Origin of the sequence: Aminobacter sp. Y103A (genome assembly GCF_030294925.1) — a bacterium.
GTDB lineage: Bacteria > Pseudomonadota > Alphaproteobacteria > Rhizobiales > Rhizobiaceae > Aminobacter > Aminobacter ciceronei.
On record NZ_AP017986.1, the window covers coordinates 1,883,514 to 1,903,159 of the forward strand.

Consider the following 19,646-nt stretch of genomic DNA (forward strand, 5'->3'; position numbering starts at 1 on the left):
GGCAAAACTGTCCGGGACCGCACATTCGCTGCGCTCCCCACCAATCCTCACGAGGCAGATATGACAGTCGTCACGCCGAAATTCGGAATGGGCGCGTCCGTATTGCGCGTCGAGGACGGCGCCTTCATCACCGGCAAGGGCCGTTACACCGACGACATCGCCGCCGCTGCGCAACTGCACGGCTACGTCCTGCGCTCGCCCGTCGCCAAGGCCAGCTTCACGATCGGCTCGCTCGAGGATGCGCGCGCCGCCCCTGGAGTCCACCTGGTCCTGTCAGGTGCCGATGTCGCCCATCTCGGCGCCCTCAAGTCGACGGTCATGCAGAAGCAGCCCGACGGCAGCCGTGCGCCGACACGCGACATTCCGATCCTGTGCCGCGACCGGGTTCATTATGTCGGCGATGCGGTGGCCTTCATCGTCGCCGACAGCCGCGCGCTTGCCCAGGACGCCGCCGAACTGATCGAGGTCGACTATGACGGCGAGGACGCCGCCGCCAACACGGCGACTGCCCTCGACGCCGAGGCGCCGCTGGTCTGGCCTGAGCTCGGCAGCAACCGCGCCTTCACCTACCATCTCGGCGACAAGGCGAGGGCCGACAGCGCCTTTGCCAAAGCCGATCACGTCACCAGCATCGAGTTCATCAACAACCGCCTGATCTGCAACTACATGGAGCCGCGCTCGGCGATCGGCGAGTGGCGCGACGACGAAGACCGCTTCGTGCTCACCACCGGCTCGCAGGGCGTGCATTCGATGCGCAATGTGCTGACCGGCCAGGTGTTCGGCATCGAGAGCGACAAGCTGCGCGTCGTCACTCCCGATGTCGGCGGCGGTTTCGGCACCAAGGCCTTCGTCTACCGCGAGCATGCGCTGGTGCTGGAAGCGGCCAGGCGGCTTGGCCGGCCGGTCAAATGGGCGAGCGACCGCACCGAACACTTCCTCACCGACGCGCAAGGCCGCGACAATGTCGTCAAAGCCGAGATGGCCATGGACAGGAACGGCCGCTTCCTCGGCCTGCGCGTCAGGTTGCTCTCCAATGTCGGCGCCTACGTCTCGCAATATGGCCCTGTCATCGCCTATATCGGTGCCAGCATGTCGACCGGCGTCTACGACATCCAGGCGCTCGATGTGACGATCGAAGGTGTCTACACCAACACCTGTCCTGTCGATGCCTATCGCGGCGCAGGGCGCCCGGAAGCAGCGCTTCTGGTCGAGAAGCTGGCTGACGCCTGCGCCCGCGACCTCGGCCTCACCGTCGACGAAATCCGCCGCCGCAACTTCATCCGCCCCGAGCAGTTTCCCTACCGCACCCAGACCGGCCGGCTCTACGACGTCGGCGAATTCGCAGCGCATATGGACCTGTCGATGCAACGCGCCGGCTGGGCTGCATTCCCCGACCGTCTCGCCGAAGCCCGGTCGCGTGGAAAGATCCGCGGGCTCGGCATGGCGACCTACATCGAAGCCTGCGCCTTCGCCGGCTCCGAGCCGGCGCGGGTCGAACTCAATGCCGACGGCACCGTCTCGGTGTTCATCGGCACCCAGTCCAACGGTCAGGGCCATGCCACTGCCTATGCCCAGTTCGTCTCGGAAAAGCTCAATCTCGACGTCGCCAGCATCAGCGTCCACCAGGGCGACACCGACCAGCTTGCCAAGGGCGGCGGCACCGGTGGCTCGCGCTCGATCCCGCTTGGCGGCGTTTCCGCCTCCCGCGCGGGTGCAGCCCTTGCCGAGAAGCTGAAGAAGATCGCAGCCGACGAGCTGGAGGCGGCGGCCGCCGATATCGAGCTTGGCAATGGCGAGGCGCGCATCGTCGGCACCGACCGCGCCATGGCCTTCGCCGATCTCCATGCGGCGGCGAAAAACCCCGACGATCTCAAGGCGATGGGCGAATTTGTTCAGGACGAGGCGACCTATCCCAACGGCACGCATATCTGCGAGGTCGAGATCGATCCGGAAACCGGCACCACCGAAGTGGTCGCCTACACCATCGTCGACGATTTCGGCGCAACCGTGAACCCGATCCTGCTTGCCGGCCAGGTCCATGGCGGCGTCGTCCAGGGCATCGGCCAGGCGTTGCAGGAGGAGGCCGTCTACGGCGAGGACGGCCAGCTGCTGACGGCCAGCTTCATGGACTACACCATGCCGCGCGCCGACAGCGTGCCGTCCTTTCATTTCGAGACGCGCAACGTGCCCTCGACCACCAATGCCATGGGCATGAAGGGCGCGGGCGAGGCCGGCACCATTGGCGCCACGCCGGCGGCGCTCAACGCGGTCACCGACGCGCTCCACCGCGCCTACGGCATCACCCACATTGAAATGCCCGCGACGCCGTTGCGCATCTGGGCGGCGATAGAGGCGGCACGGCAGCAGTGAAGCAAAACGTGGTTCAGGCGGCGTCGTCGCCGCTTACAGGTATCGCTCTCAAGGTCATTTCGGTGGCGATCTTTGTCGGCATGTCGACGGCCATCAAGCTGGCCGGCCAGGTGCCCGCCGGCCAGATCGTCTTCTACCGGTCCTTCTTCGCCATCTTTCCGATCCTCGTCTTCCTCGCCTGCCGCGGTGAGCTGCGCACGGCGGTCACCACCAGGCGGCCATTCGGCCACATCATGCGCGGGCTCGCCGGCGTCACCGCCATGGGCTTCGGTTTCTATGCGCTGACCCAACTGCCGCTGCCCGAGGCGATCACGCTCAACTATGCCCAGCCGCTGCTCGTCGTCGTCTTCAGCGCGCTGATCCTCGGCGAAAACGTTCGCGCCTATCGCTGGACCGCGGTTGCCGTCGGTCTCGTCGGCGTGCTGATCGTGTCGTGGCCCAACCTGACGCTGTTCACCTCTCCCGGCGGCGTCAGCGACAAGGCGGCGATGGGAGCTGTCGCCGCCATCATCGGCGCGGGCCTGTCGGCCATCGCCATGCTTTTGGTGCGCAACCTCGTCCACACCGAACGCACGGCAACCATCGTTTTGTGGTTCTCGCTGACCGCCAGCGTCATGGCCCTGTTCAGCCTGCCTTTCGGCTGGCAGTCGCTGAGCTGGCAGCAGACGGCGCTGCTCGTCACCGGCGGCTTCTGCGGCGGTATCGCCCAGCTGTTCATGACCGAGGCCTACCGCCACGCCGAGGCCTCGACCGTCGCGCCCTTCGAATACACCTCCCTGCTGCTCGGCATCGCCGTCGGCTATCTCGTCTTCGGCGACCTGCCGACCATCCATACGCTGGTCGGCGGCATCATCGTCATCGCCGCCGGCATCTTCATCATCTGGCGCGAACAACGCCTTGGCCTGGAACGCCAGGCGGTCAAGAAAGCGTCCTCGCCGCAATAGGCGGCGACGGCAATGCATCCGGAGCCTGCCCGCTCCTCGGACTGATCTGAGGCGACCGAATTCCCGTCGAAGGGCGAGCCATGACTTTGAACGCATTTTCCGACCCGATCGACGTCGTCATGCCCTGGGTCGACGGCAGCGATCCTGTCCACCGTGAAAGCCTGCTGCGCCACTGGCCGAAGCGGCCATGGCTGAGGCCGGCATCCTGTCGTTTTCGCGAGAATGGCGAGTTGCGTTATGCGCTGCGGTCGATCCATTTCCATCTGCCCTGGGTCCGCACCATCCATCTCGTCACCAACGGTCAGGTGCCGTCATGGCTCGACCTCGATCGTCCCGGCATCAACCTCGTCACCCATGCGGAATTCTTCGCCGAGCCTTCCGGCCTGCCGGTGTTCAGTTCCAGCGCCATCGAAGCCAATCTGCACGGCATCGGGAGGGCCGGTGTCGCCAATCGCTTCCTGCTGTTCAACGACGACTTCTTCGTCGGCCAGATGGTATCGAAGGAAGAGTTCGTCTTGCCCGATGGTCGTGCGCGGCTTCACGTCATGGCGGCGAGGCTGCCACGGTTTCGGCTGCGGGCGGATCGCTACATCAGGACGCTCGCCTTCAACAATCTGCTTTTGTGCCTGGCGTTCCGCCGCAGGCGCTGGTCCTACCCGCCGCATGTCCCGCTGCTGCTGGAACTCGACAAGCTGGCCTGGCTGCACGACCGCTTCGGCTTCTGGCTGCGCCGCACGGCGCGGCATCGTTTCCGCCAGAGCACGGACGCGTCGGCGAAGGTGCTCTACATCAATGCCATTGCCGAGCGTGATCGCGGCCGCGCCGACGGCGTCGTGCAGGTGAAGCTGGTACAGGAGAATGTCGTGGCCGTCCGGGACGACGAGGCGTTCAGTCGGTCGCTGGCAGGCCTGGTCGCAGCACCGCCGGCCTTTTTCTGTCTCAATGACGAGATCGACGACGAGGCGCGTGCCGGTGTCAGGGCCGTGGAGATGCAGGCAGCCCTGGCGGCGATCTTTCCGGACCCGTCGCCGTTCGAAAAGGATCGTGTCTTATCGCGGCCTGACGCTATTGAACGGCCAGGCACCTGAGCCGCGCCGCCGTCTCTTCGTCGGCGGGGAAGAAGGATTCGATGGCGATTTCCGACAGAGTCACGTCGAGCGGCGTGCCGAACACGGTGATCGTGCTGATGAAGGACAGCACGTCGTCCCCGACGCGCAGCCGGAGCGGATGGGCGATCGCCAGCGGATCGGCCTGCAGCGGCCGGCCCTGGCGCGGCCCGTCGGGATAGGTCAGCAATTCCTGCTCCAGCGCCTTGAGCACCGGGTCGCCTGCCGTGTCGTTCTGGTGCTTCAGCCGTTCGAGCAGATGCGAGCGCCATTCATGCAGGTTGACGATGCGCGGCGCCACGCCTTTCGGGTGCAGGCTGAGCCGGAGCACGTTGACCGGCGGCTCGAGCAGGGCGGCATCGACGCCGGCAAGCATCGGGCCGAGCGCCGCATTGCCCTCGATCAGGTTCCAATGCCGGTCGACCGCGATGGCGGGGTAGGGCTCATGCCCCTTCAGCACCATGCGCACCGCCTCCATGGCGGGTGCCAGCGAGGGGTGGTCGAGCGGTTTTTCGCTGAAGCTCGGTGCGTATCCGGCGGCGAGCAGCAGCTGGTTGCGCTGGCGCAGCGGGATTTCGAGCTGTTCGGCCAGATGCAGTACCATCTCGCGCGACGGCGCCGAGCGCCCGCTTTCCATGAAGCTCAGATGCCGTTGCGAGATTTCAGCTTCCATCGCCAGGTCGAGCTGGCTCATGCGCCGCCTGGTGCGCCATTCGCGGATGAGGTCGCCTACGGAGTTTTGTGTGTTTGTCATGCCGCCACACTAAGCAGAGGCAATTCTGATTGCTATTACCTCAAGCGTAATCGCATTGGTTCAGCGGCGGTGAGATGTTCGGTTTCAGGAAGGCGGTCGCAGACAGCCTCCACAACCGAACAGGAGCCAGCCATGTCCATCACCGTCACCCCCTTCCTTCGCAACGTCCTCCATGCTGATGCGCTGATCAGCGGCGCGGCCGGCCTGCTGATGATGCTTGGCACCCCGCTGTTGTCGCCGCTGCTCGAACTGCCGGCGCAACTGCTGTTCTGGGCAGGCCTGGTGCTGGTGCCCTTCGTTGCCATGCTGGTGGTCATCGCCCGCCGCGCCACGGTGTCGAAGCTCGTCATGATCGACATCATCGCCATCAATGTGCTGTGGGTGGTCGCCAGCTTCGGCCTGCTCGTCAGCGGTGTCGTGGCGCCGAATGCACTCGGCATCGCCTTCGTGGTTGCCCAGGCGCTGGCGGTCGCGGTCTTCGCCGAACTGCAGTTCATCGGCATCCGCCGCGCCACGTCAGTGGTCGCGGCTGCCTGATCGGCGACAAAAGCTAGAGGCTGCCGAGTTGCCGCAGCTTCGCCTTGACCTCGAGGAAATCCCGCCACGCAAGCTTCTTGTGGGCGGGATTTCTCAGCAGATAGGCCGGGTGCAGCGTCGGCATGACAGGGATGACGGTGCCGTCTGCCGTGACATGGTTTTTCCAGCTGCCGCGCAGTCTCAGAATTCCGTCCTGCGAGCCGACCAGCAGCTTGGCCGAGGGGCCGCCAAGCGTCACCAGCACCTTGGGCCTGGCAAGGGCGATCTGGCGCTCGACGAATGGCCGGCAGATCTCCGTTTCATGCGGGGTCGGCGTGCGGTTGCCGGGCGGACGCCACGGAATCACGTTGGCGATATAGGCTGATGTCCTGTCGAGCCCGATCGCTGCAAGGATGCGGTCGAGCAATTGGCCCGAGCGGCCGACGAACGGCAGGCCTTCGAGGTCCTCGTCGCGGCCGGGCGCTTCGCCGACCAGCATCAGATCGGCTTCGGGGTTGCCGTCGGCAAAGACCATGCTCTTGGCCGTGGCCTTCAGATTGCAGCCCTCGAAACCTTCCATGATCTGCTTGAGCTCGTCGAGCGTTGCTGCCTTGGAGGCAAGTTCGCGTGCCGCGGCGGCCTGCGCCTCGTCAGGCACGGCGGCAACCGCTGCCGGTCGCGGCTGAGGCGGTGCCGTGGCAGGGGCGGCGCCGGGGCGGGGCGCCTCGGCCGCCCTGTCCGCCAGCTGCCGTGATGCCGCCAGGCGCTGCTGGGCGTTTTCGGCAAAGCGGTCGATCGGGTCGTCGACAAGCGCATCATCGACCCCCGCCGCCGCATAGAAGGCGAGCAGATCGCGCAGATCCGGAGGTTCGTTTCCCGAAAGTGAGGCCATTGGCACAGTTACGGCGTTACGCCGCCGGTTTGCAAGTTCACGAGGACGGAATGCGCGGGTCCTGCACCAGATAAAAGCGCCAGCGTGGTGTGTAGTCGGTGACCAGGAAGCTGAAGCCGGCAATTGCCAGCGGGTCGACCTTGCCGTCGATGAAGCGCAGCCGGTCATATGGTTCGAAGTCGCGGCTGTACTGGGCGAAGCTGTCGGAGGAGATGTTGACGTTGTCGGTGCGGCGCTGGTCGAAGGACAGCCCGTCGCCGAACACGCTGGCCTGGCCTTGCTGCTCCTGCAGCTCGAACTCGAATTCCACCCACGCCTGGCCGCTGTTGTTCAGCGCCTCGATGCGCATGAACATGATGCCATTGGCATAGAAGCCCGAGCTGTCGAAGGGCCGGATCGGCCGGGTCGTGCGGATCGTCAGCGTCACCGGCGTCGACGAATCCAGTTCTTCCCTGATGACGAAGGGGTCTTCCCTGGTGCCGGTTCCCGAAACGCCGGTGATCTGGAAGCCGCCGAGTTCATCGGAAAACGAATAGGCCCCGGCATTCCAGACCTTTTGACCGGCCTCGGTCTCCTGCGAGCGACCTTCGCTGACAAGACATGTCGCAATAAGAAGGGCAGCCCCAGCCAGGATGTGGCGTTTGGGGTGCAAGCGCTCCAGTCCGGTCCTGCAAGGCACGTGTTGGCGCATATGGAATCAATGGACGAAAAGGCTGTTGAACAACACCTGTTTCGTGACAGTACGGGCCATAACCCACAGCCGAAAGGTGAAATCTTTTGACCTTTACGTTAACGTAAGATAATTCATTGCTCGGAGGAGAGCGTCGTTAGGCCAAACAGCCGATGTGCGGATTGGTCCGTTTGACGTTTGCCGACGATGCGCTATGCAGCGCTTAGCTACAGATTGCCCCTGGGACAGGGCTAGCCAACGCGGAGGGATTGATGAGCGATATCGAACGCGAGAGCATGGAATTCGACGTTGTCATCGTCGGTGCAGGTCCGGCGGGTCTGGCGGCGGCGATCCGGCTCAAGCAGGTCAATCCCGAACTGTCCGTCGTCGTGCTCGAAAAGGGCGGCGAGGTCGGCGCTCACATCCTGTCCGGTGCCGTCGTCGATCCGATCGGCATCGACCGGCTGCTGCCCGACTGGCGCGACGACAGCGACCACCCGTTCAAGACGCCCGTCACCGACGACCACTTCCTGGTCCTCGGGCCGGCAGGTTCGGTCAAGCTGCCGAACATGTTCATGCCGCCGCTGATGAGCAACCACGGCAACTACATCGTCTCGCTCGGCAATGTCTGCCGCTGGCTGGCAACGAAGGCCGAGGCGCTCGGCGTCGAGATCTATCCCGGCTTCGCCGCTGCCGGCCTCATCTACAACGACCAAGGCGCCGTCACCGGCGTCTACACCGGCGACATGGGTGTCGAGCGCGACGGCTCGCATGGCCCGTCCTTCGCGCCCGGCATGGCGCTGATGGGCAAATATGTCCTGATCGGCGAGGGCGCCCGCGGTTCGCTCGCCAAGCAGCTGATCGCCAGATACGATCTCGGCGCCGGCAAGGAGCCGCAAAAATTCGGCATCGGCCTCAAGGAACTGTGGCAGGTCGCGCCCGAGCATCACAAGCCGGGCCTCGTCCAGCACTCCTTCGGCTGGCCGCTCGATTTCAAGACCGGCGGCGGCTCGTTCCTCTATCACCTCGAGGACAACATGGTTGCGGTCGGCTTCGTCGTCCACCTCAACTACAAGAACCCCTATCTGTCGCCCTTCGAGGAGTTCCAGCGTTTCAAGACGCATCCGGCGATCCGCCACACCTTCGACGGCGCCAAGCGCCTGTCTTATGGCGCGCGCGCCATCACCGAGGGCGGCTACCAGTCGGTGCCGAAGCTTTCGTTCCCCGGCGGCGTGCTGATGGGCTGCTCGGCCGGTCTGGTCAACGTTCCGCGCATCAAGGGGTCGCACAACGCCGTGCTGTCGGGCATGCTCGCCGCCGAGCACGTGGCGGAGGCCATCGGCGCCGGCCGTGCCAATGATGAGCTCGCTTCTTATGAAGCCGCATGGCGCTCGACCGACATCGGCAAGGATCTGAAGAAAGTCCGCAACGTCAAGCCGCTGTGGTCGCGCTTCGGCACCATCCTCGGCGTCAGCCTTGGCGGCCTCGACATGTGGCTCAACACGCTGTTCGGCGTCTCGCCCTTCGGCACGCTGAAGCATGGCAAGTCGGATGCCCAGTCGCTCGAGCCGGCGTCGAAGCACAAGAAGATCGACTACCCCAAGCCTGACGGCGTCCTGACCTTCGACCGCCTGTCGTCGGTGTTCCTGTCCAACACCAACCACGAGGAAGACCAGCCGGTCCACCTCCAGGTCAAGGACATGGAGCTGCAGAAGCGCTCGGAGTATGGCGTCTTCGCCGGCCCGTCGAGCCGATACTGCCCGGCCGGCGTCTATGAGTGGGTCGACAAGGACGGCAATTCGATCGCCGGCGATCCCGGCCACGCCGACGCCAAGTTTGTCATCAACGCGCAGAACTGCGTCCACTGCAAGACCTGCGACATCAAGGATCCCAACCAGAACATCAACTGGGTGCCGCCGCAGGGCGGCGAAGGGCCGGTCTATCCCAACATGTGAGCTGGCAAGCAGCACATGACGATTTCAGCGGCCCGGGGTCATCGACTTCCGGGCCGTTTCCGTCTGCGGGGCGATCTCAGCTGTGCGGCGGCTCGCCGGTCTCGATCCTGACCGTCTGCGTCTCGCTGTCTTCCGGATGGGTGGCGCTGTCGCGGAACGAGAACTCGATCAGCAGCGGACGGTGGTCCGAGCCGGCATCCTCGCCCATCGTCACCGCGTGGACCAGCACGTCGCCCTTGGCCATGACATGATCGATGGTCAGCCCGGCGAAGCGCATGAAGTCGGGCAGCATGAAGGTCAGCCAGGTGCGGCCGGCAGCCGGCATCAGCGTCAGTCCGCCGAGCCTGGCGACGCGGGCGACCGCGGCACTCCAAGGCGTGGCGTTGAAATCACCGCCGAGAATGGCGCTCTCGCCAAGCGCTGCGAGATTGCCGCTCAACTCGCCAATCTGCTGCGATTGCTCGAACGGCCAGGGCCAGCCGAGATGGATCGACACCACGTCGCTTGCCCGGCCGCCGAAATCGACCTTGGCCGTTGCCAGCGCGCCGCCGCCGAAGCACTGCGGCTGACTGCCTTCAACAAATGGCCGCCGCGACAGGATCGCCGAGCCGAAGATGCCGTTCGGATAAGGGCACATCATGCGGTAGGGGTAGCGCGCAAACAGCGGCTGCAGCTTGCCTTCCCACATCGCCGACACCTCCTGGAAGGTGATGACGTCGGGCTGCCAGCGACCGACAAGCGACAGCACCTTCTCAGGCTGGGTGTTCTTGAAGCGCAGGTTCATCTGCAGCATCTTGTAGACCGGCCGGCCATCGGCGCGCGGCTGGAACGCCGCATGCACAGGCCCGAGCCCGGGCAAAGGCAGCGAACTCGAGGTGGTGGACAGGGCTGCGGCACCGAATGCCAGCGCAGCAACGGCCTGCCAGCGCAGCGAGGTCAACAGCAGCGGCAATGCCGCCAGCATCATCGCCACCGCCAGGTGCACCCTGAAATGCGCAAAGGAGTCGAGCGCCGGATGCCAGGCGCCGAAGAAGCCGGCGACCAGCGGCACCGACAAGATCATCATCGCCAGGAAGCAGGCGATCCTGCCCAGTCTGTAGAACGTCGTCATTCCAGTTTCATGTAGCAACAAATGCGGCCCATTGATGATCGATTATGGGCCGCTTGCGCTTTGCTGGAAAGCTCCGTCGGCGAGGACGGGCAAGGTGGCAGCGCTGGCGACCGGCGGTTGAAATGCCGGGCGACTTGTGAGACCGATGGCCGGGAAATCGGCATCGATGCGCTCGTGATGCGCAACTGATCGGCCTTGTGGAGACTGGAATGAATTCGACCGCCCATCGCTGGCTGCGCGCATGTGCGGCGCTGTTCGTCATGGCTCCCTTTGCCGCGCATGCCGAGGGGCAGGTGGTCGAGCAGGTCAAGACCTACGCAATCTCGGGAAGCACGGCCCCCGAGCTCTACGCCTCGATCGGCGAGCGCGGCCCGAAGGCCGGCATCGGCCGCGCCATCGCCCACACCAATTTCAAGCTTACATGGCAGCGCAACTACGTGCCGCAAGGCGACGGCTGCACCTTGGTTTCGGCAAAGCCCAAGCTGATCATCACCTACACCTTGCCCAAACCGTCCGGACGCCTGCCGGACGGGCTGAAGCAGCGCTGGGACGTCTTTTACGAAGGCGTCCGCCGCCACGAGCTGGTGCACGGCCAGATGATCAAGGACATGGTGGCGACGATCGAGCGGACCACCATCGGCCTCTCTGTGCCGGGCGATCCCGGCTGCAAAAAGATCAGGCAGGAGATCATCAAGCCGCTGTCGGAGGCGTCGCTGGCGCAACGCCAGCAGAGCAGCGACTTCGACCGCGTCGAGCTCAACGATGGCGGCAACGTCCATCGCCTGATCCTGTCCTTCGTCAACGGGCAGTGATCTTGCCCGCCTCGGGCGCAAAGCTCTATGACGCAAGGGGATTCTTAACCACAGCTTGTGGTTGCGCTGGAAGTTAACCTTGCTTTTGCGGCCAAATGGCACCGTTGCGGTGAGGCGAGGTGCAACCATGACCGGCAGGTACACCAACAACATCCAGGCAGCGATCCTCTATGAGGGCGGCGACGAGATCTATCCGTCGCCGCATCTCAACGCCTTCCGCAAGGCGATGCTCGAGAGGCAATTGCCGCTCAACGTCGTCCAGGAGGACCGCCATTTCGTCCTGATGAGGGGCCCCGGCGAATTCCAGATCCTCGTCACCTATTTTCCCCGGCCCGCCGATGCGGCGGTTTTCGCCCCGACCCTCGGCTCCGCGGCAACCACGCTGCTGATGCCGGATGCCCGGGAGCGCGTGCGCCGGCACACCGCGCATGTCCTTGTCGAGGTCCACCATGGCGTGATGGGCGGCGTCACCGACAATCCTGACATTGCGGGCTTCTTCAGCCAGATCGGCATGCAGCGCCCGGGGGCGACGCTGCGCGAATTCAACATGCGCGTCGAGATCCTCGGCGAGGTCTGCCGCCACCTTCTCAAGGTCCAGCCCGCCAGCGCCATTCACTGGACCCAGAGCAACATGCTGATCGCCGGCGAGCAGTTCACGGCGTTTCTGGACCAGCCGCAGCCCAGCATGCTGACCGTCCATCCCAAGCTTTTCGCCGGCGAGCCGGCGCCCGGTTTCAACGAACAACCGGCTGGCCTGCTGACCCTGGGCGGCGCCGACTATATCGGCCGCGAAGTCTATGTCGCACCGGCGCCCATTCCGTGGATCGATCTTTACGACGCAGCGCTTGCCTTCATCCGCGTCGCCATTCAGCCCAATGGCTATGTCGTCCCCGACGACGAGACCTTCGGTCCCGAAAACGGCGACTATTCCTATCGTGTCCGGCATGTTGCTGCCGAGCAGCACCCGATCGGCATGCGCGAGCCGTGCTACGCGCTGACCCTGCGCTTCTCCCGGCAGCACAGCTACACCACGATGGAACATGAGAGCCGCACGCTGGTCCCAGGCGGCATGCGCTCGGTCGCCGCCTCGGTCGAGCCTGACCGGGACAAGCGGCGCGAATTGATCGCCGATTGGGAGCAGAAGGAGCGCACGGCAAAGGCCGTGGGCAACAGCCTGCAGCTCTACCGCAAGGGCGAGGGCGGCTCGGACGAGCCGCCTGCAGGATCGCCGCCGCGTTTCGGCGGCGGCTTTGTCAGACGCACCGCCGTCTTCGGCCGCAAGCACTAGGCTGCGGCCGAGCTCTCGGTCGGCAGCTTACTGGAACGCCGTCTCGGCGAAGCTGCGCAGCTTGCGCGAATGCAGCCGCTCATTCGGCATTTCGGCCAGCTTTTCCATGGCGCGGATGCCGATGGTCAGATGCTGCGCCACCTGCCGCTTGTAGAACTCGGTCGCCATTCCCGGCAGCTTGAGTTCGCCATGCAGCGGCTTGTCGGACACGCACAGCAGCGTGCCGTAGGGCACGCGGAAGCGGAAACCGTTGGCGGCGATCGTCGCCGACTCCATATCGAGCGCGATGGCGCGCGACTGCGACAGCCGCTGCACCGGCCCGCGCTGGTCGCGCAGTTCCCAGTTGCGGTTGTCGATGGTGGCGACGGTTCCCGTCCGCATGATGCGCTTGAGGTCGTAGCCGGACAGGCCGGTTACTTCTGCGACGGCCTCCTGCAGCGCCACCTGCACCTCGGCCAGCGGCGGGATCGGGATCCACACCGGTAGGTCGTCGTCGAGCACGTGGTCCTCGCGGACATAGGCATGCGCCAGCACATAGTCGCCCAGCGCCTGGGTGTTGCGCAGGCCGGCGCAGTGGCCGAGCATCAGCCAGGCATGCGGCCTGAGCACGGCGATGTGGTCGGTGATGGTCTTGGCGTTGGAAGGACCGACGCCGATATTGACCATGGTGATGCCGGCATGGCCTGCTTTCTTCAGGTGATAGGCCGGCATCTGCGGCAGCCGTGCCGCCGGCGTGCCTTCCGATGGCGCCGATTGGCCCGCCTTGGTCACCACGCCGCCCGGCTCGACGAATTCCGTATAGCCGCCGCCGCCCTTGGCCATCAGGTCACGGGCCAAAACGACGAACTCGTCGATATAGAACTGGTAGTTGGTGAACAGCACGAAGTTCTGGAAGTGATGCGGCGTTGTTGCCGTGTAATGCGCCAGCCGGTGCAGCGAATAGTCGATGCGCTGGGCGGTGAACACGGCCAGCGGGCGGGATTCGCCCGGCATGATCTCGAAGGTGCCGTTGGCGATGTGGTCGTCGGTGCCGTCGAGATCCGGCACGTCGAACAGGTCGCGGATCGGCCGCTGGATGCGGTCAGCGGCGGCACCGTCGACATGGGTGCCCTCGAGGAAGGCGAAATGCAGCGGGATCGGCGTCGTCGATTCCGAAACCGTCACCGGGCCGCCATGGTTGCGCATGATCAGCTTGAGCTGCTCGGTGAGGTAGCTCTGGAACAGGTCCGGCCGGGTGATCGTGGTCGAGAAATGCCCCGGGGTCGGCATGTGGCCATAGGCCTGGCGCGAGTCGACCTGGGAGTAGGATGTCGTGGTGACGCCGACTTCGGGATAGCAGGCGCGGAACCTGACATTGGTGTCGGCGCCGGCTGCCAGCGAGGCGAAGGCGTCGCGCAGGAAGGCGGTGTTGCGCTCGTAAAGCGCCTGCAAGGCAGCAACCGCCTTGTCGGCATCAGTAAAGCTCTGCCGAGGAAACGGCAGCGGCGAAGAGATCGATTCGATAGGTTGAGGATAGATTCGCTTTTCCATGACCTATTATAGAGATCAATTATGACGGCTGCGAGAGGTCTCGCGGCGCGTCCTTTCAAATCTCTCAGGTGCGCTGCAGGCTGACCAGGAGTACGAAGCCGACGCCGCTCTTGCGGGCGGCAGGTGCCTCGATGGTCGAGCCGTAATCGGCGCGAAGCTGCGGAACGGCCAGCACCGGAGCGGCAAGGACCATCAGGATCATGGCGGCGCGCGGCAGCAGCCGGAGCGTCTTCTTGATCTGGGTTGCGGTGCGGGTCATTGGCGTTGCTTCTTTTCGATCTTGTGTTGCGTCGTTACTTCTTCACGATTTCCCAGGAGCGGGCAGGGCGGCTGGTCTCTGCCACCAGCGTTGCGAACATGATCCCGAACAGGGCGCTGAGCAGGCAGACGATGGTGAACCGGCGGGCGAGCATTGGTGTCTTCTCCTTCGATGGATCGGACTATGCCAAGCTGCGACTGAACGGGTTCTGAGACCTCCGTTCATCTTCGGTTCAAATTTATTGACGAGCCTTGATGGGTCCGCAGGGTTGTGTTTCGCCCCGCTGCGCATATCTCCTGAGCAACGCTCACCAACGGAGACTGCGGAATGACCAGCCAGACATTGCCGATCGAACTCTATTACTGGCCGACGCCCAATGGCTGGAAGATTTCGATCATGCTGGAGGAACTGGGCGTTCCTTACACCGTCAAATACATCAACATCGGCAAGGGTGAGCAGTTCGAGCCGTCATTCCTCAAGATCGCGCCCAACAACCGCATGCCGGCGATCATCGACCCGGAAGGGCCGACCGCTGACGGCAAATGGGGCGGCGCGCCGATCTCGATCTTCGAATCCGGGGCGATCCTGCAATATCTCGGCCGCAAGTTCGGCAAGCTCTATCCCTCGGACGAGCGCGGCCGCGCCGAAGTCGATCAGTGGCTGTTCTGGCAGGTTGGCGGCCTCGGCCCGATGGCCGGCCAGGCCCATCACTTCCGGCAATATGCGCCGGAGAAGATCGCCTATGGCATCGATCGCTACACCAATGAGGTCAACCGGCTCTATGGCGTGATGAACAAGCGCCTCGCCGATCGCGAATTCCTTGCCGGCGACTATTCGATCGCCGACATCGCCTCGCTCGGCTGGGTCAAGCCTTACAAGAATCAGGGCCAGGAGCTCGAGGACTTCCCGCATCTCAAGCGCTGGTTCGACACGTTGCTGGCTCGTCCGGCAGTGAGCCGTGGCCTCGCCGTCGGTGAAGACCACCGCCGCAACCTCGCCGACGACAAGGAAGCCCAGAAGGTGTTGTTCGGCCAGCGTGCCAGGGCCTGAACGCGCAGACAGCGAAAAAACGAATGGGGGAGGCAGCGCCCGCCGGCACTGCCTCCCCCTGATACTGACGACTATTTCCTGGTCGCCTTACAGCTTCTTCCAGTTCTGCGTCTTGCAGATCAGGCCGCCGAGCACACAGCCGCTCATCTTGAGCGTCGAGCCGGCGACCGAGGCCTTGCCGGTATAGGTCTTGTCATTGGCCGGGTCGGTGATCTTGCCGGCATAGGTGCCGCCATTGGCATTGAAGGTGCCGATCTTCTTGCCGGCGTGCTTGCCGTCCTTCAGCGTGATGCAGAAGCCGCCGCCGCAGGGCGTGATCGCGGCAGTCGATCCGGCTTCCGTCTTCCAGTTGCCTTCGATCGGATCGGCATAGGCCGCACCCGCCATCATCAGGGTGGCCGCGATGGCCAGGCTCATCTTGCGAAGCATTGAAGTCCTCCCGGTTGAATTGTCGCCCACAGGCACTCTCCCTGCCTGACGTTTACGCAAACGTAAGCGTAATGCAGCCGTCGGCAAAACGAAAGTGGTGCCGCTGGGTAAGTTTTGAGCCTTTTTGAGACCGCCGAAAAGCGCCATCCGGGTGCCGAAGTTCATCCCTGGCTATCGATCAATGTGCCGCGTGGTTATCAAAGACTTATCCGGCGACTGGAGAATTTTCATCGCATTTTCTGCAAATTCCAGCTGCCGCAAGGACTCCTATCCTTAATGAATTCCGAGCTTTACCCTTTGTTTTCAGTTTGTTTTCTTCGAGTTAAGCAAGCCATTTAACGGCGGATTCAAGGCTCCCCGGCATTCTCGGAAGCATCGAAAGGGCAGCTCCGGAACACCACCGGGCCGGCTCTCAGGAGACAGGCAGGGGATAAGAAAATGGCACGTTTCGAAATCTTTGACGCTGGCTTCGGCGCGATGGGAACCACCGCTCAGGCCGACATTCTTCTCGAACTCGGCATGATGTATGCGACCGGCCGCGACTGCGAGGTCGACGTGGTTGCCGCCCACAAATGGTTCAACATCGCCGCGATCAAGGGTTCGGCCCGGGCGGCCGCCCTGCGCTCGGAGCTCTCCGGCACGATGTCCAAGCTCGACATCGTCAAGGCGCTGCGCGAAGCGCGCGAATGGATGACGATGCACTGATCAAGCTTCTTCGGGGGAAGAGCCGGGGCGCCGGGATGGCAGCCCCCAATTCCAAGAGCGCACTGCTTGAAGGACGAGCAAGATGTGCCAGGGACATGACCTCCAGCATGTCTCATCACCAGCTGGACCGAGTTAGACAGGGCAGGCGAATGTCCGACGGGCCGAAGATGCTCGCGGCGCTCTCCACGAAAAAGGCCGTGACCGGTCACATAAGATCGGCGCGGCCTTTTTGTTTTGGCCCCATGGCGTGGCAGCATCGTTCGGCCACCGCATTGCCCGCCGCCCCGTTTGCAGGCACAACATCCTGACGCCGATGCGCCAAGACAAGTCCCGGTTGCGATGACAGCTTTCGGCGATTGCACGCATGACGCGATCCGGGGAAACCGGAGCGTCCCAGGGAGGGTAACAATGCATTTGAAACGTACATTTGGCGCGGCACTGGTCGGCCTGTCGCTCAGCGCCGGCGCTGCCTACGCGCAGGATATCGGCATTGCCGTAGCCGGCCCGATGACCGGCCAGCTCGCCAATATCGGCGACCAGTTCAAGCAAGGTGCGGAAGCTGCCGTCAAGGCGATCAACGAAAAGGGGGGCGTTCTCGGGCGCCAGCTCAAGCTGTCGATCGAAGACGACGTCTGCGATCCCAAGCAGGCGGTTTCGGTCGCCAACCGCATCGTTGCCAACGGCATCAAGTTCATCGACGGCCACGCCTGCTCGGGCTCGAGCATCCCGGCCTCCGCCGTCTATGCCGAGAGCGGCGCGCTGATGATGTCGCCGGCATCCTCGAACCCGGTCTTGACCGACGACGCCGCCAAAAAGGGCTGGCCGACGATCATGCGTCTCTACACGCGTGACGACGCCCAGGGCGCCTTCATCGGCCCGTGGATCGCAGAGACGTACAAGGGCAAGAACGTCGTCGTGCTGCACGACAAGAGCGCCTACGGCCAGGGTGTCGCCGACGCCGTCAAGGCGACGATGAATGCCGGTGGCCTGACCGAAGTTCTCTACGAAGGCATCAATGCCGGCGAGAAGGATTATTCGGCGCTGGTCACCAAGCTCAAGGAGCTCAAGGCCGACGTCGTCTATTTCGGCGGCTACCACCCCGAAGCCGGCCTCATCCTGCGCCAGTCGGCCGAGCAGAACTTCAAGTATCAGCTGATCATGCCCGACTCGATCGCTTCGCCCGAGTTCTGGCAGATCGCCGGCCCGGCCGGCGAGGGCACGCTGTTCGTGTTCCCCTCCGACCCGCAGGCCAAGCCCGAGGCCAAGGAAGCTGTCGAGAAGATCAAGGCCGGCGGTTTCGTGCCGGAAGGCTTCACGCTGTTCTCCTACGCCACCATCCAGGCTTTCGCGCAGGGCATCGAGCGTGCCGGCACGGATGATCCGATGAAGGTCGCCGAGGCGCTCAAGGACGGCAAGCCGATCAGCACCGTCGTCGGCGATGTCGTCTTCGACGAGAAGGGCGATCTCAAGAACGCCAGCTACGACATCAACCAGTGGCACGACGGCAAATACGCGCCGATCAAGCAGTAAGCCGTCTGGACGCATTCAATGGCCGGGCACGTCCCGGCCATTGTGGCAGTAAGCCACAGAGATGCATTCAATGGCCGGGCACGTCCCGGCCATTGTCGTTTTCACGCGCTTGGCGCAAAATGACGTTTTCGCACTTGGACGCCGAAATCAGGCCGTTCTGGCCGGCGCAAGCCGTGTGCGTCGCATTCAGGAGGAACCGACCATGAGCCTTCGCATCAATGACACTGCCCCGGATTTCAAGGCCGACACCACGGAAGGCGCGATCAGCTTCCACGACTGGATCGGTGACGGCTATGCCGTGCTGTTTTCGCACCCCAAGGATTTTACGCCCGTCTGCACCACCGAACTCGGCTACATGGCCGGGCTGAAGGCCGACTTTGCCAAGCGCAATGCCAAGATCATCGGCATTTCGGTCGATCCGGTCGAGAATCATCACAAATGGAAGGCCGACATCGAAACACTGTCGGGCAACAAGGTCGACTATCCGATGATCGGCGACCCGACGCTTGCCATTGCCAAGCTTTTCGACATGCTGCCGGCGACGGCCGGCGACAGCTCGGAAGGCCGCACCCCGGCAGACAATGCCACGGTGCGTTCGGTGTTCGTCATCGGCCCCGACAAGAAGGTCAAGCTGACCCTGACCTATCCGATGTCGACCGGCCGCAACTTCGACGAGATCCTGCGCGCGCTGGATTCGATCCAGCTGACCGCCAAATACCAGGTGGCAACGCCGGTGCAGTGGAAGCAGGGCGACGATGTCATCGTCACCGCAGCCGTCTCCGACGAGGACGCGATCAAGCGCTTCGGCTCGTTCGAGCGCGTCCTGCCCTATCTCAGGAAGACCAAGCAGCCGACCGCCGGCTGATCCGGCATAGCTGTCGCACGCAGGGCCGCGCCGTCTGGCGCGGCTTTTGCGTTTCAGCTCATGCCGACATAACGGCCGGGGCGATGGTTGATGGCGATGATCAGGTTGAGCACCGCGGCACCCAGCACCGAAAGTGCGACCTTGTCGAGCTCAAGGTAAAACAGCGACACGACAAGGATGACAAGGTCGACCGCGAGCTGGAAATAGCCGGCGCGGATGCCATGATTGTCCTGCAGGTACAAGGCCAGGATGTTGAAGCCGCCGAGCCCGGCGCGATGGCGGAACAGCACCAGTAGGCCCATGCCCATCAGGCCGCCGCCCGCTATCGCTGCATAGAGCGGGTTGAGGTGGCCGATGCCGATCCAGTCGGGCATCAGCCGCGACAGCAGTGAAATCAGCGCCACGGCGGCAAAGGTGCGCAGCGCGAACGGCCAGCCCATGCGCTTCACGGCGAGATAATAGAACGGCAGGTTGATGACGAAGAAGATCGCGCCGAAGCCATAGCCGGTGGCGTATTGGACAAGCAGCGCCAGTCCGGCCGAGCTGCCGGTGATCAGCCCGGCATTGGTGTAGAGCACCAGCCCGAGCGCCACCATCATGGTGCCGGTGAGCAGGGCCAGCACGTCCTCGTATTGGCGATGCGGGAGGGCATCACTGTTGCTGATATTGGTCACTGCGCGTGCCTGTCCATGTTTGCTGCATCGCAGCAATACGGCACCAGCCCGGATTCCGATACGGATTTTCGGGCTGGTCTGGCATGCGCAAACAGCAAGGCTCGCGTAAGAGCCGGGAAAACTGTGCGGCGGTTTTCCCGGGAATTGCGCAAAAACAAGAAGATGGAGGGCTTCCGCGATTCGAAG

19 protein-coding genes are annotated in these 19,646 nt (G+C 63.9%); 11 read left to right on the forward strand and 8 right to left on the reverse strand.

Annotation, left to right across the window (positions count from 1 at the left end; translation table 11 throughout):
* Window positions 1-60 precede the first annotated feature (60 nt).
* From Amn_RS09040 to Amn_RS09050, 3 genes are all read left to right on the forward strand, one after another.
* Window positions 61-2,370, forward strand: coding sequence for a xanthine dehydrogenase family protein molybdopterin-binding subunit (locus Amn_RS09040; protein WP_286296365.1), 2,310 nt, complete (start codon window positions 61-63; stop codon window positions 2,368-2,370).
* Window positions 2,367-3,314, forward strand: a complete 948-nt coding sequence (locus tag Amn_RS09045) for a DMT family transporter (protein ID WP_182575508.1) — start codon at window positions 2,367-2,369, stop codon at window positions 3,312-3,314. The genes Amn_RS09040 and Amn_RS09045 overlap by 4 nt, the downstream gene beginning before the upstream one ends.
* Window positions 3,315-3,394: 80 nt before the next feature.
* The gene (locus Amn_RS09050; RefSeq protein ID WP_182575507.1) at window positions 3,395-4,402 is read left to right on the forward strand and encodes a stealth family protein; all 1,008 of its coding nucleotides are present in this window, start codon (window positions 3,395-3,397) and stop codon (window positions 4,400-4,402) included.
* On the opposite strand, the gene Amn_RS09055 is transcribed toward Amn_RS09050, so the two are convergent.
* Complete coding sequence (locus Amn_RS09055) at window positions 4,380-5,174, reverse strand: helix-turn-helix domain-containing protein (protein ID WP_182575506.1); 795 nt, start codon at window positions 5,172-5,174, stop codon at window positions 4,380-4,382. The genes Amn_RS09050 and Amn_RS09055 overlap by 23 nt on opposite strands.
* A 132-nt stretch (window positions 5,175-5,306) precedes the next feature.
* On the opposite strand from Amn_RS09055, the gene Amn_RS09060 reads away from it, so the two are divergent.
* Entirely contained in the window at window positions 5,307-5,711 is a 405-nt protein-coding gene (locus tag Amn_RS09060; protein ID WP_182575505.1) for a hypothetical protein, read from the forward strand.
* 13 nt (window positions 5,712-5,724) lie between these two features.
* On the opposite strand, the gene Amn_RS09065 is transcribed toward Amn_RS09060, so the two are convergent.
* Window positions 5,725-6,582 (reverse strand): uracil-DNA glycosylase, encoded by an 858-nt coding sequence (locus Amn_RS09065; protein WP_182575504.1) that lies wholly within the window; start codon window positions 6,580-6,582, stop codon window positions 5,725-5,727.
* Window positions 6,583-6,619: 37 nt separating this feature from the next.
* The gene (locus Amn_RS09070; protein WP_246340960.1) at window positions 6,620-7,234 is read right to left on the reverse strand and encodes a carbohydrate-binding protein; all 615 of its coding nucleotides are present in this window, start codon (window positions 7,232-7,234) and stop codon (window positions 6,620-6,622) included.
* 290 nt (window positions 7,235-7,524) lie between these two features.
* Between Amn_RS09070 and Amn_RS09075 the strand changes: the two genes are divergently transcribed.
* Window positions 7,525-9,207, forward strand: a complete 1,683-nt coding sequence (locus Amn_RS09075) for an electron transfer flavoprotein-ubiquinone oxidoreductase (protein ID WP_067964288.1) — start codon at window positions 7,525-7,527, stop codon at window positions 9,205-9,207.
* A 76-nt stretch (window positions 9,208-9,283) separates the two neighbouring features.
* Here the strand turns inward: Amn_RS09075 and Amn_RS09080 are convergent, their stop codons facing one another.
* Window positions 9,284-10,318 (reverse strand): endonuclease/exonuclease/phosphatase family protein, encoded by a 1,035-nt coding sequence (locus tag Amn_RS09080; protein ID WP_067964286.1) that lies wholly within the window; start codon window positions 10,316-10,318, stop codon window positions 9,284-9,286.
* 209 nt (window positions 10,319-10,527) lie between these two features.
* Between Amn_RS09080 and Amn_RS09085 the strand changes: the two genes are divergently transcribed.
* Both Amn_RS09085 and Amn_RS09090 read left to right on the forward strand, forming a co-directional pair.
* A complete protein-coding gene (locus Amn_RS09085; protein WP_067964284.1) occupies window positions 10,528-11,130 on the forward strand; it encodes a DUF922 domain-containing Zn-dependent protease in 603 nt (200 codons plus the stop codon).
* A 127-nt stretch (window positions 11,131-11,257) separates the two neighbouring features.
* On the forward strand, window positions 11,258-12,418 hold the full coding sequence (locus Amn_RS09090) for a hypothetical protein (RefSeq protein ID WP_182575503.1): 1,161 nt from the start codon (window positions 11,258-11,260) through the stop codon (window positions 12,416-12,418).
* Between the two features lie 27 nt (window positions 12,419-12,445).
* On the opposite strand, the gene Amn_RS09095 is transcribed toward Amn_RS09090, so the two are convergent.
* Both Amn_RS09095 and Amn_RS09100 read right to left on the reverse strand, forming a co-directional pair.
* Window positions 12,446-13,948: an AMP nucleosidase gene (locus Amn_RS09095; RefSeq protein ID WP_067964278.1), complete on the reverse strand. Its 1,503-nt coding sequence runs from the start codon at window positions 13,946-13,948 to the stop codon at window positions 12,446-12,448.
* Window positions 13,949-14,012: 64 nt separating this feature from the next.
* Window positions 14,013-14,207 (reverse strand): hypothetical protein, encoded by a 195-nt coding sequence (locus Amn_RS09100; protein WP_067964277.1) that lies wholly within the window; start codon window positions 14,205-14,207, stop codon window positions 14,013-14,015.
* A gap of 327 nt (window positions 14,208-14,534) precedes the next feature.
* Between Amn_RS09100 and Amn_RS09105 the strand changes: the two genes are divergently transcribed.
* Entirely contained in the window at window positions 14,535-15,257 is a 723-nt protein-coding gene (locus Amn_RS09105) for a glutathione S-transferase family protein (RefSeq protein WP_067964275.1), read from the forward strand.
* An 87-nt stretch (window positions 15,258-15,344) separates the two neighbouring features.
* Here the strand turns inward: Amn_RS09105 and Amn_RS09110 are convergent, their stop codons facing one another.
* On the reverse strand, window positions 15,345-15,686 hold the full coding sequence (locus Amn_RS09110; protein ID WP_067964273.1) for a DUF2147 domain-containing protein: 342 nt from the start codon (window positions 15,684-15,686) through the stop codon (window positions 15,345-15,347).
* A 438-nt stretch (window positions 15,687-16,124) separates the two neighbouring features.
* Here Amn_RS09110 and Amn_RS09115 point away from each other — a divergent pair, with 438 nt between their 5' ends.
* From Amn_RS09115 to Amn_RS09125, 3 genes are all read left to right on the forward strand, one after another.
* Window positions 16,125-16,391 (forward strand): SEL1-like repeat protein, encoded by a 267-nt coding sequence (locus Amn_RS09115; RefSeq protein WP_067964272.1) that lies wholly within the window; start codon window positions 16,125-16,127, stop codon window positions 16,389-16,391.
* Between the two features lie 408 nt (window positions 16,392-16,799).
* Window positions 16,800-17,921 carry an ABC transporter substrate-binding protein gene (locus tag Amn_RS09120; RefSeq protein ID WP_067964270.1) on the forward strand — a complete coding sequence of 374 codons (1,122 nt, stop codon included), beginning with the start codon at window positions 16,800-16,802 and terminating at the stop codon, window positions 17,919-17,921.
* A 202-nt stretch (window positions 17,922-18,123) separates the two neighbouring features.
* Entirely contained in the window at window positions 18,124-18,786 is a 663-nt protein-coding gene (locus tag Amn_RS09125; protein ID WP_067966898.1) for a peroxiredoxin, read from the forward strand.
* A 53-nt stretch (window positions 18,787-18,839) separates the two neighbouring features.
* Here the strand turns inward: Amn_RS09125 and Amn_RS09130 are convergent, their stop codons facing one another.
* Window positions 18,840-19,460 (reverse strand): YitT family protein, encoded by a 621-nt coding sequence (locus Amn_RS09130; protein ID WP_115732956.1) that lies wholly within the window; start codon window positions 19,458-19,460, stop codon window positions 18,840-18,842.
* Between the last annotated feature and the right edge of the window lie 186 nt (window positions 19,461-19,646).

Excerpts from the sequence above, each read along its gene's own strand:
- Amn_RS09040 (WP_286296365.1), top strand. The coding sequence starts at position 61 with ATGACAGTCGTCACGCCGAAATTCGGAATGGGCGCGTCCGTATTGCGC.
- Amn_RS09050 (WP_182575507.1), top strand. The coding sequence starts at position 3,395 with ATGACTTTGAACGCATTTTCCGACCCGATCGACGTCGTCATGCCCTGG.
- Amn_RS09055 (WP_182575506.1), bottom strand. The coding sequence starts at position 5,174 with ATGACAAACACACAAAACTCCGTAGGCGACCTCATCCGCGAATGGCGC.
- Amn_RS09060 (WP_182575505.1), top strand. The coding sequence starts at position 5,307 with ATGTCCATCACCGTCACCCCCTTCCTTCGCAACGTCCTCCATGCTGAT.
- Amn_RS09065 (WP_182575504.1), bottom strand. The coding sequence starts at position 6,582 with ATGGCCTCACTTTCGGGAAACGAACCTCCGGATCTGCGCGATCTGCTC.
- Amn_RS09075 (WP_067964288.1), top strand. The coding sequence starts at position 7,525 with ATGAGCGATATCGAACGCGAGAGCATGGAATTCGACGTTGTCATCGTC.
- Amn_RS09080 (WP_067964286.1), bottom strand. The coding sequence starts at position 10,318 with ATGACGACGTTCTACAGACTGGGCAGGATCGCCTGCTTCCTGGCGATG.
- Amn_RS09085 (WP_067964284.1), top strand. The coding sequence starts at position 10,528 with ATGAATTCGACCGCCCATCGCTGGCTGCGCGCATGTGCGGCGCTGTTC.
- Amn_RS09090 (WP_182575503.1), top strand. The coding sequence starts at position 11,258 with ATGACCGGCAGGTACACCAACAACATCCAGGCAGCGATCCTCTATGAG.
- Amn_RS09095 (WP_067964278.1), bottom strand. The coding sequence starts at position 13,948 with ATGGAAAAGCGAATCTATCCTCAACCTATCGAATCGATCTCTTCGCCG.
- Amn_RS09100 (WP_067964277.1), bottom strand. The coding sequence starts at position 14,207 with ATGACCCGCACCGCAACCCAGATCAAGAAGACGCTCCGGCTGCTGCCG.
- Amn_RS09105 (WP_067964275.1), top strand. The coding sequence starts at position 14,535 with ATGACCAGCCAGACATTGCCGATCGAACTCTATTACTGGCCGACGCCC.
- Amn_RS09110 (WP_067964273.1), bottom strand. The coding sequence starts at position 15,686 with ATGCTTCGCAAGATGAGCCTGGCCATCGCGGCCACCCTGATGATGGCG.
- Amn_RS09115 (WP_067964272.1), top strand. The coding sequence starts at position 16,125 with ATGGCACGTTTCGAAATCTTTGACGCTGGCTTCGGCGCGATGGGAACC.
- Amn_RS09120 (WP_067964270.1), top strand. The coding sequence starts at position 16,800 with ATGCATTTGAAACGTACATTTGGCGCGGCACTGGTCGGCCTGTCGCTC.
- Amn_RS09125 (WP_067966898.1), top strand. The coding sequence starts at position 18,124 with ATGAGCCTTCGCATCAATGACACTGCCCCGGATTTCAAGGCCGACACC.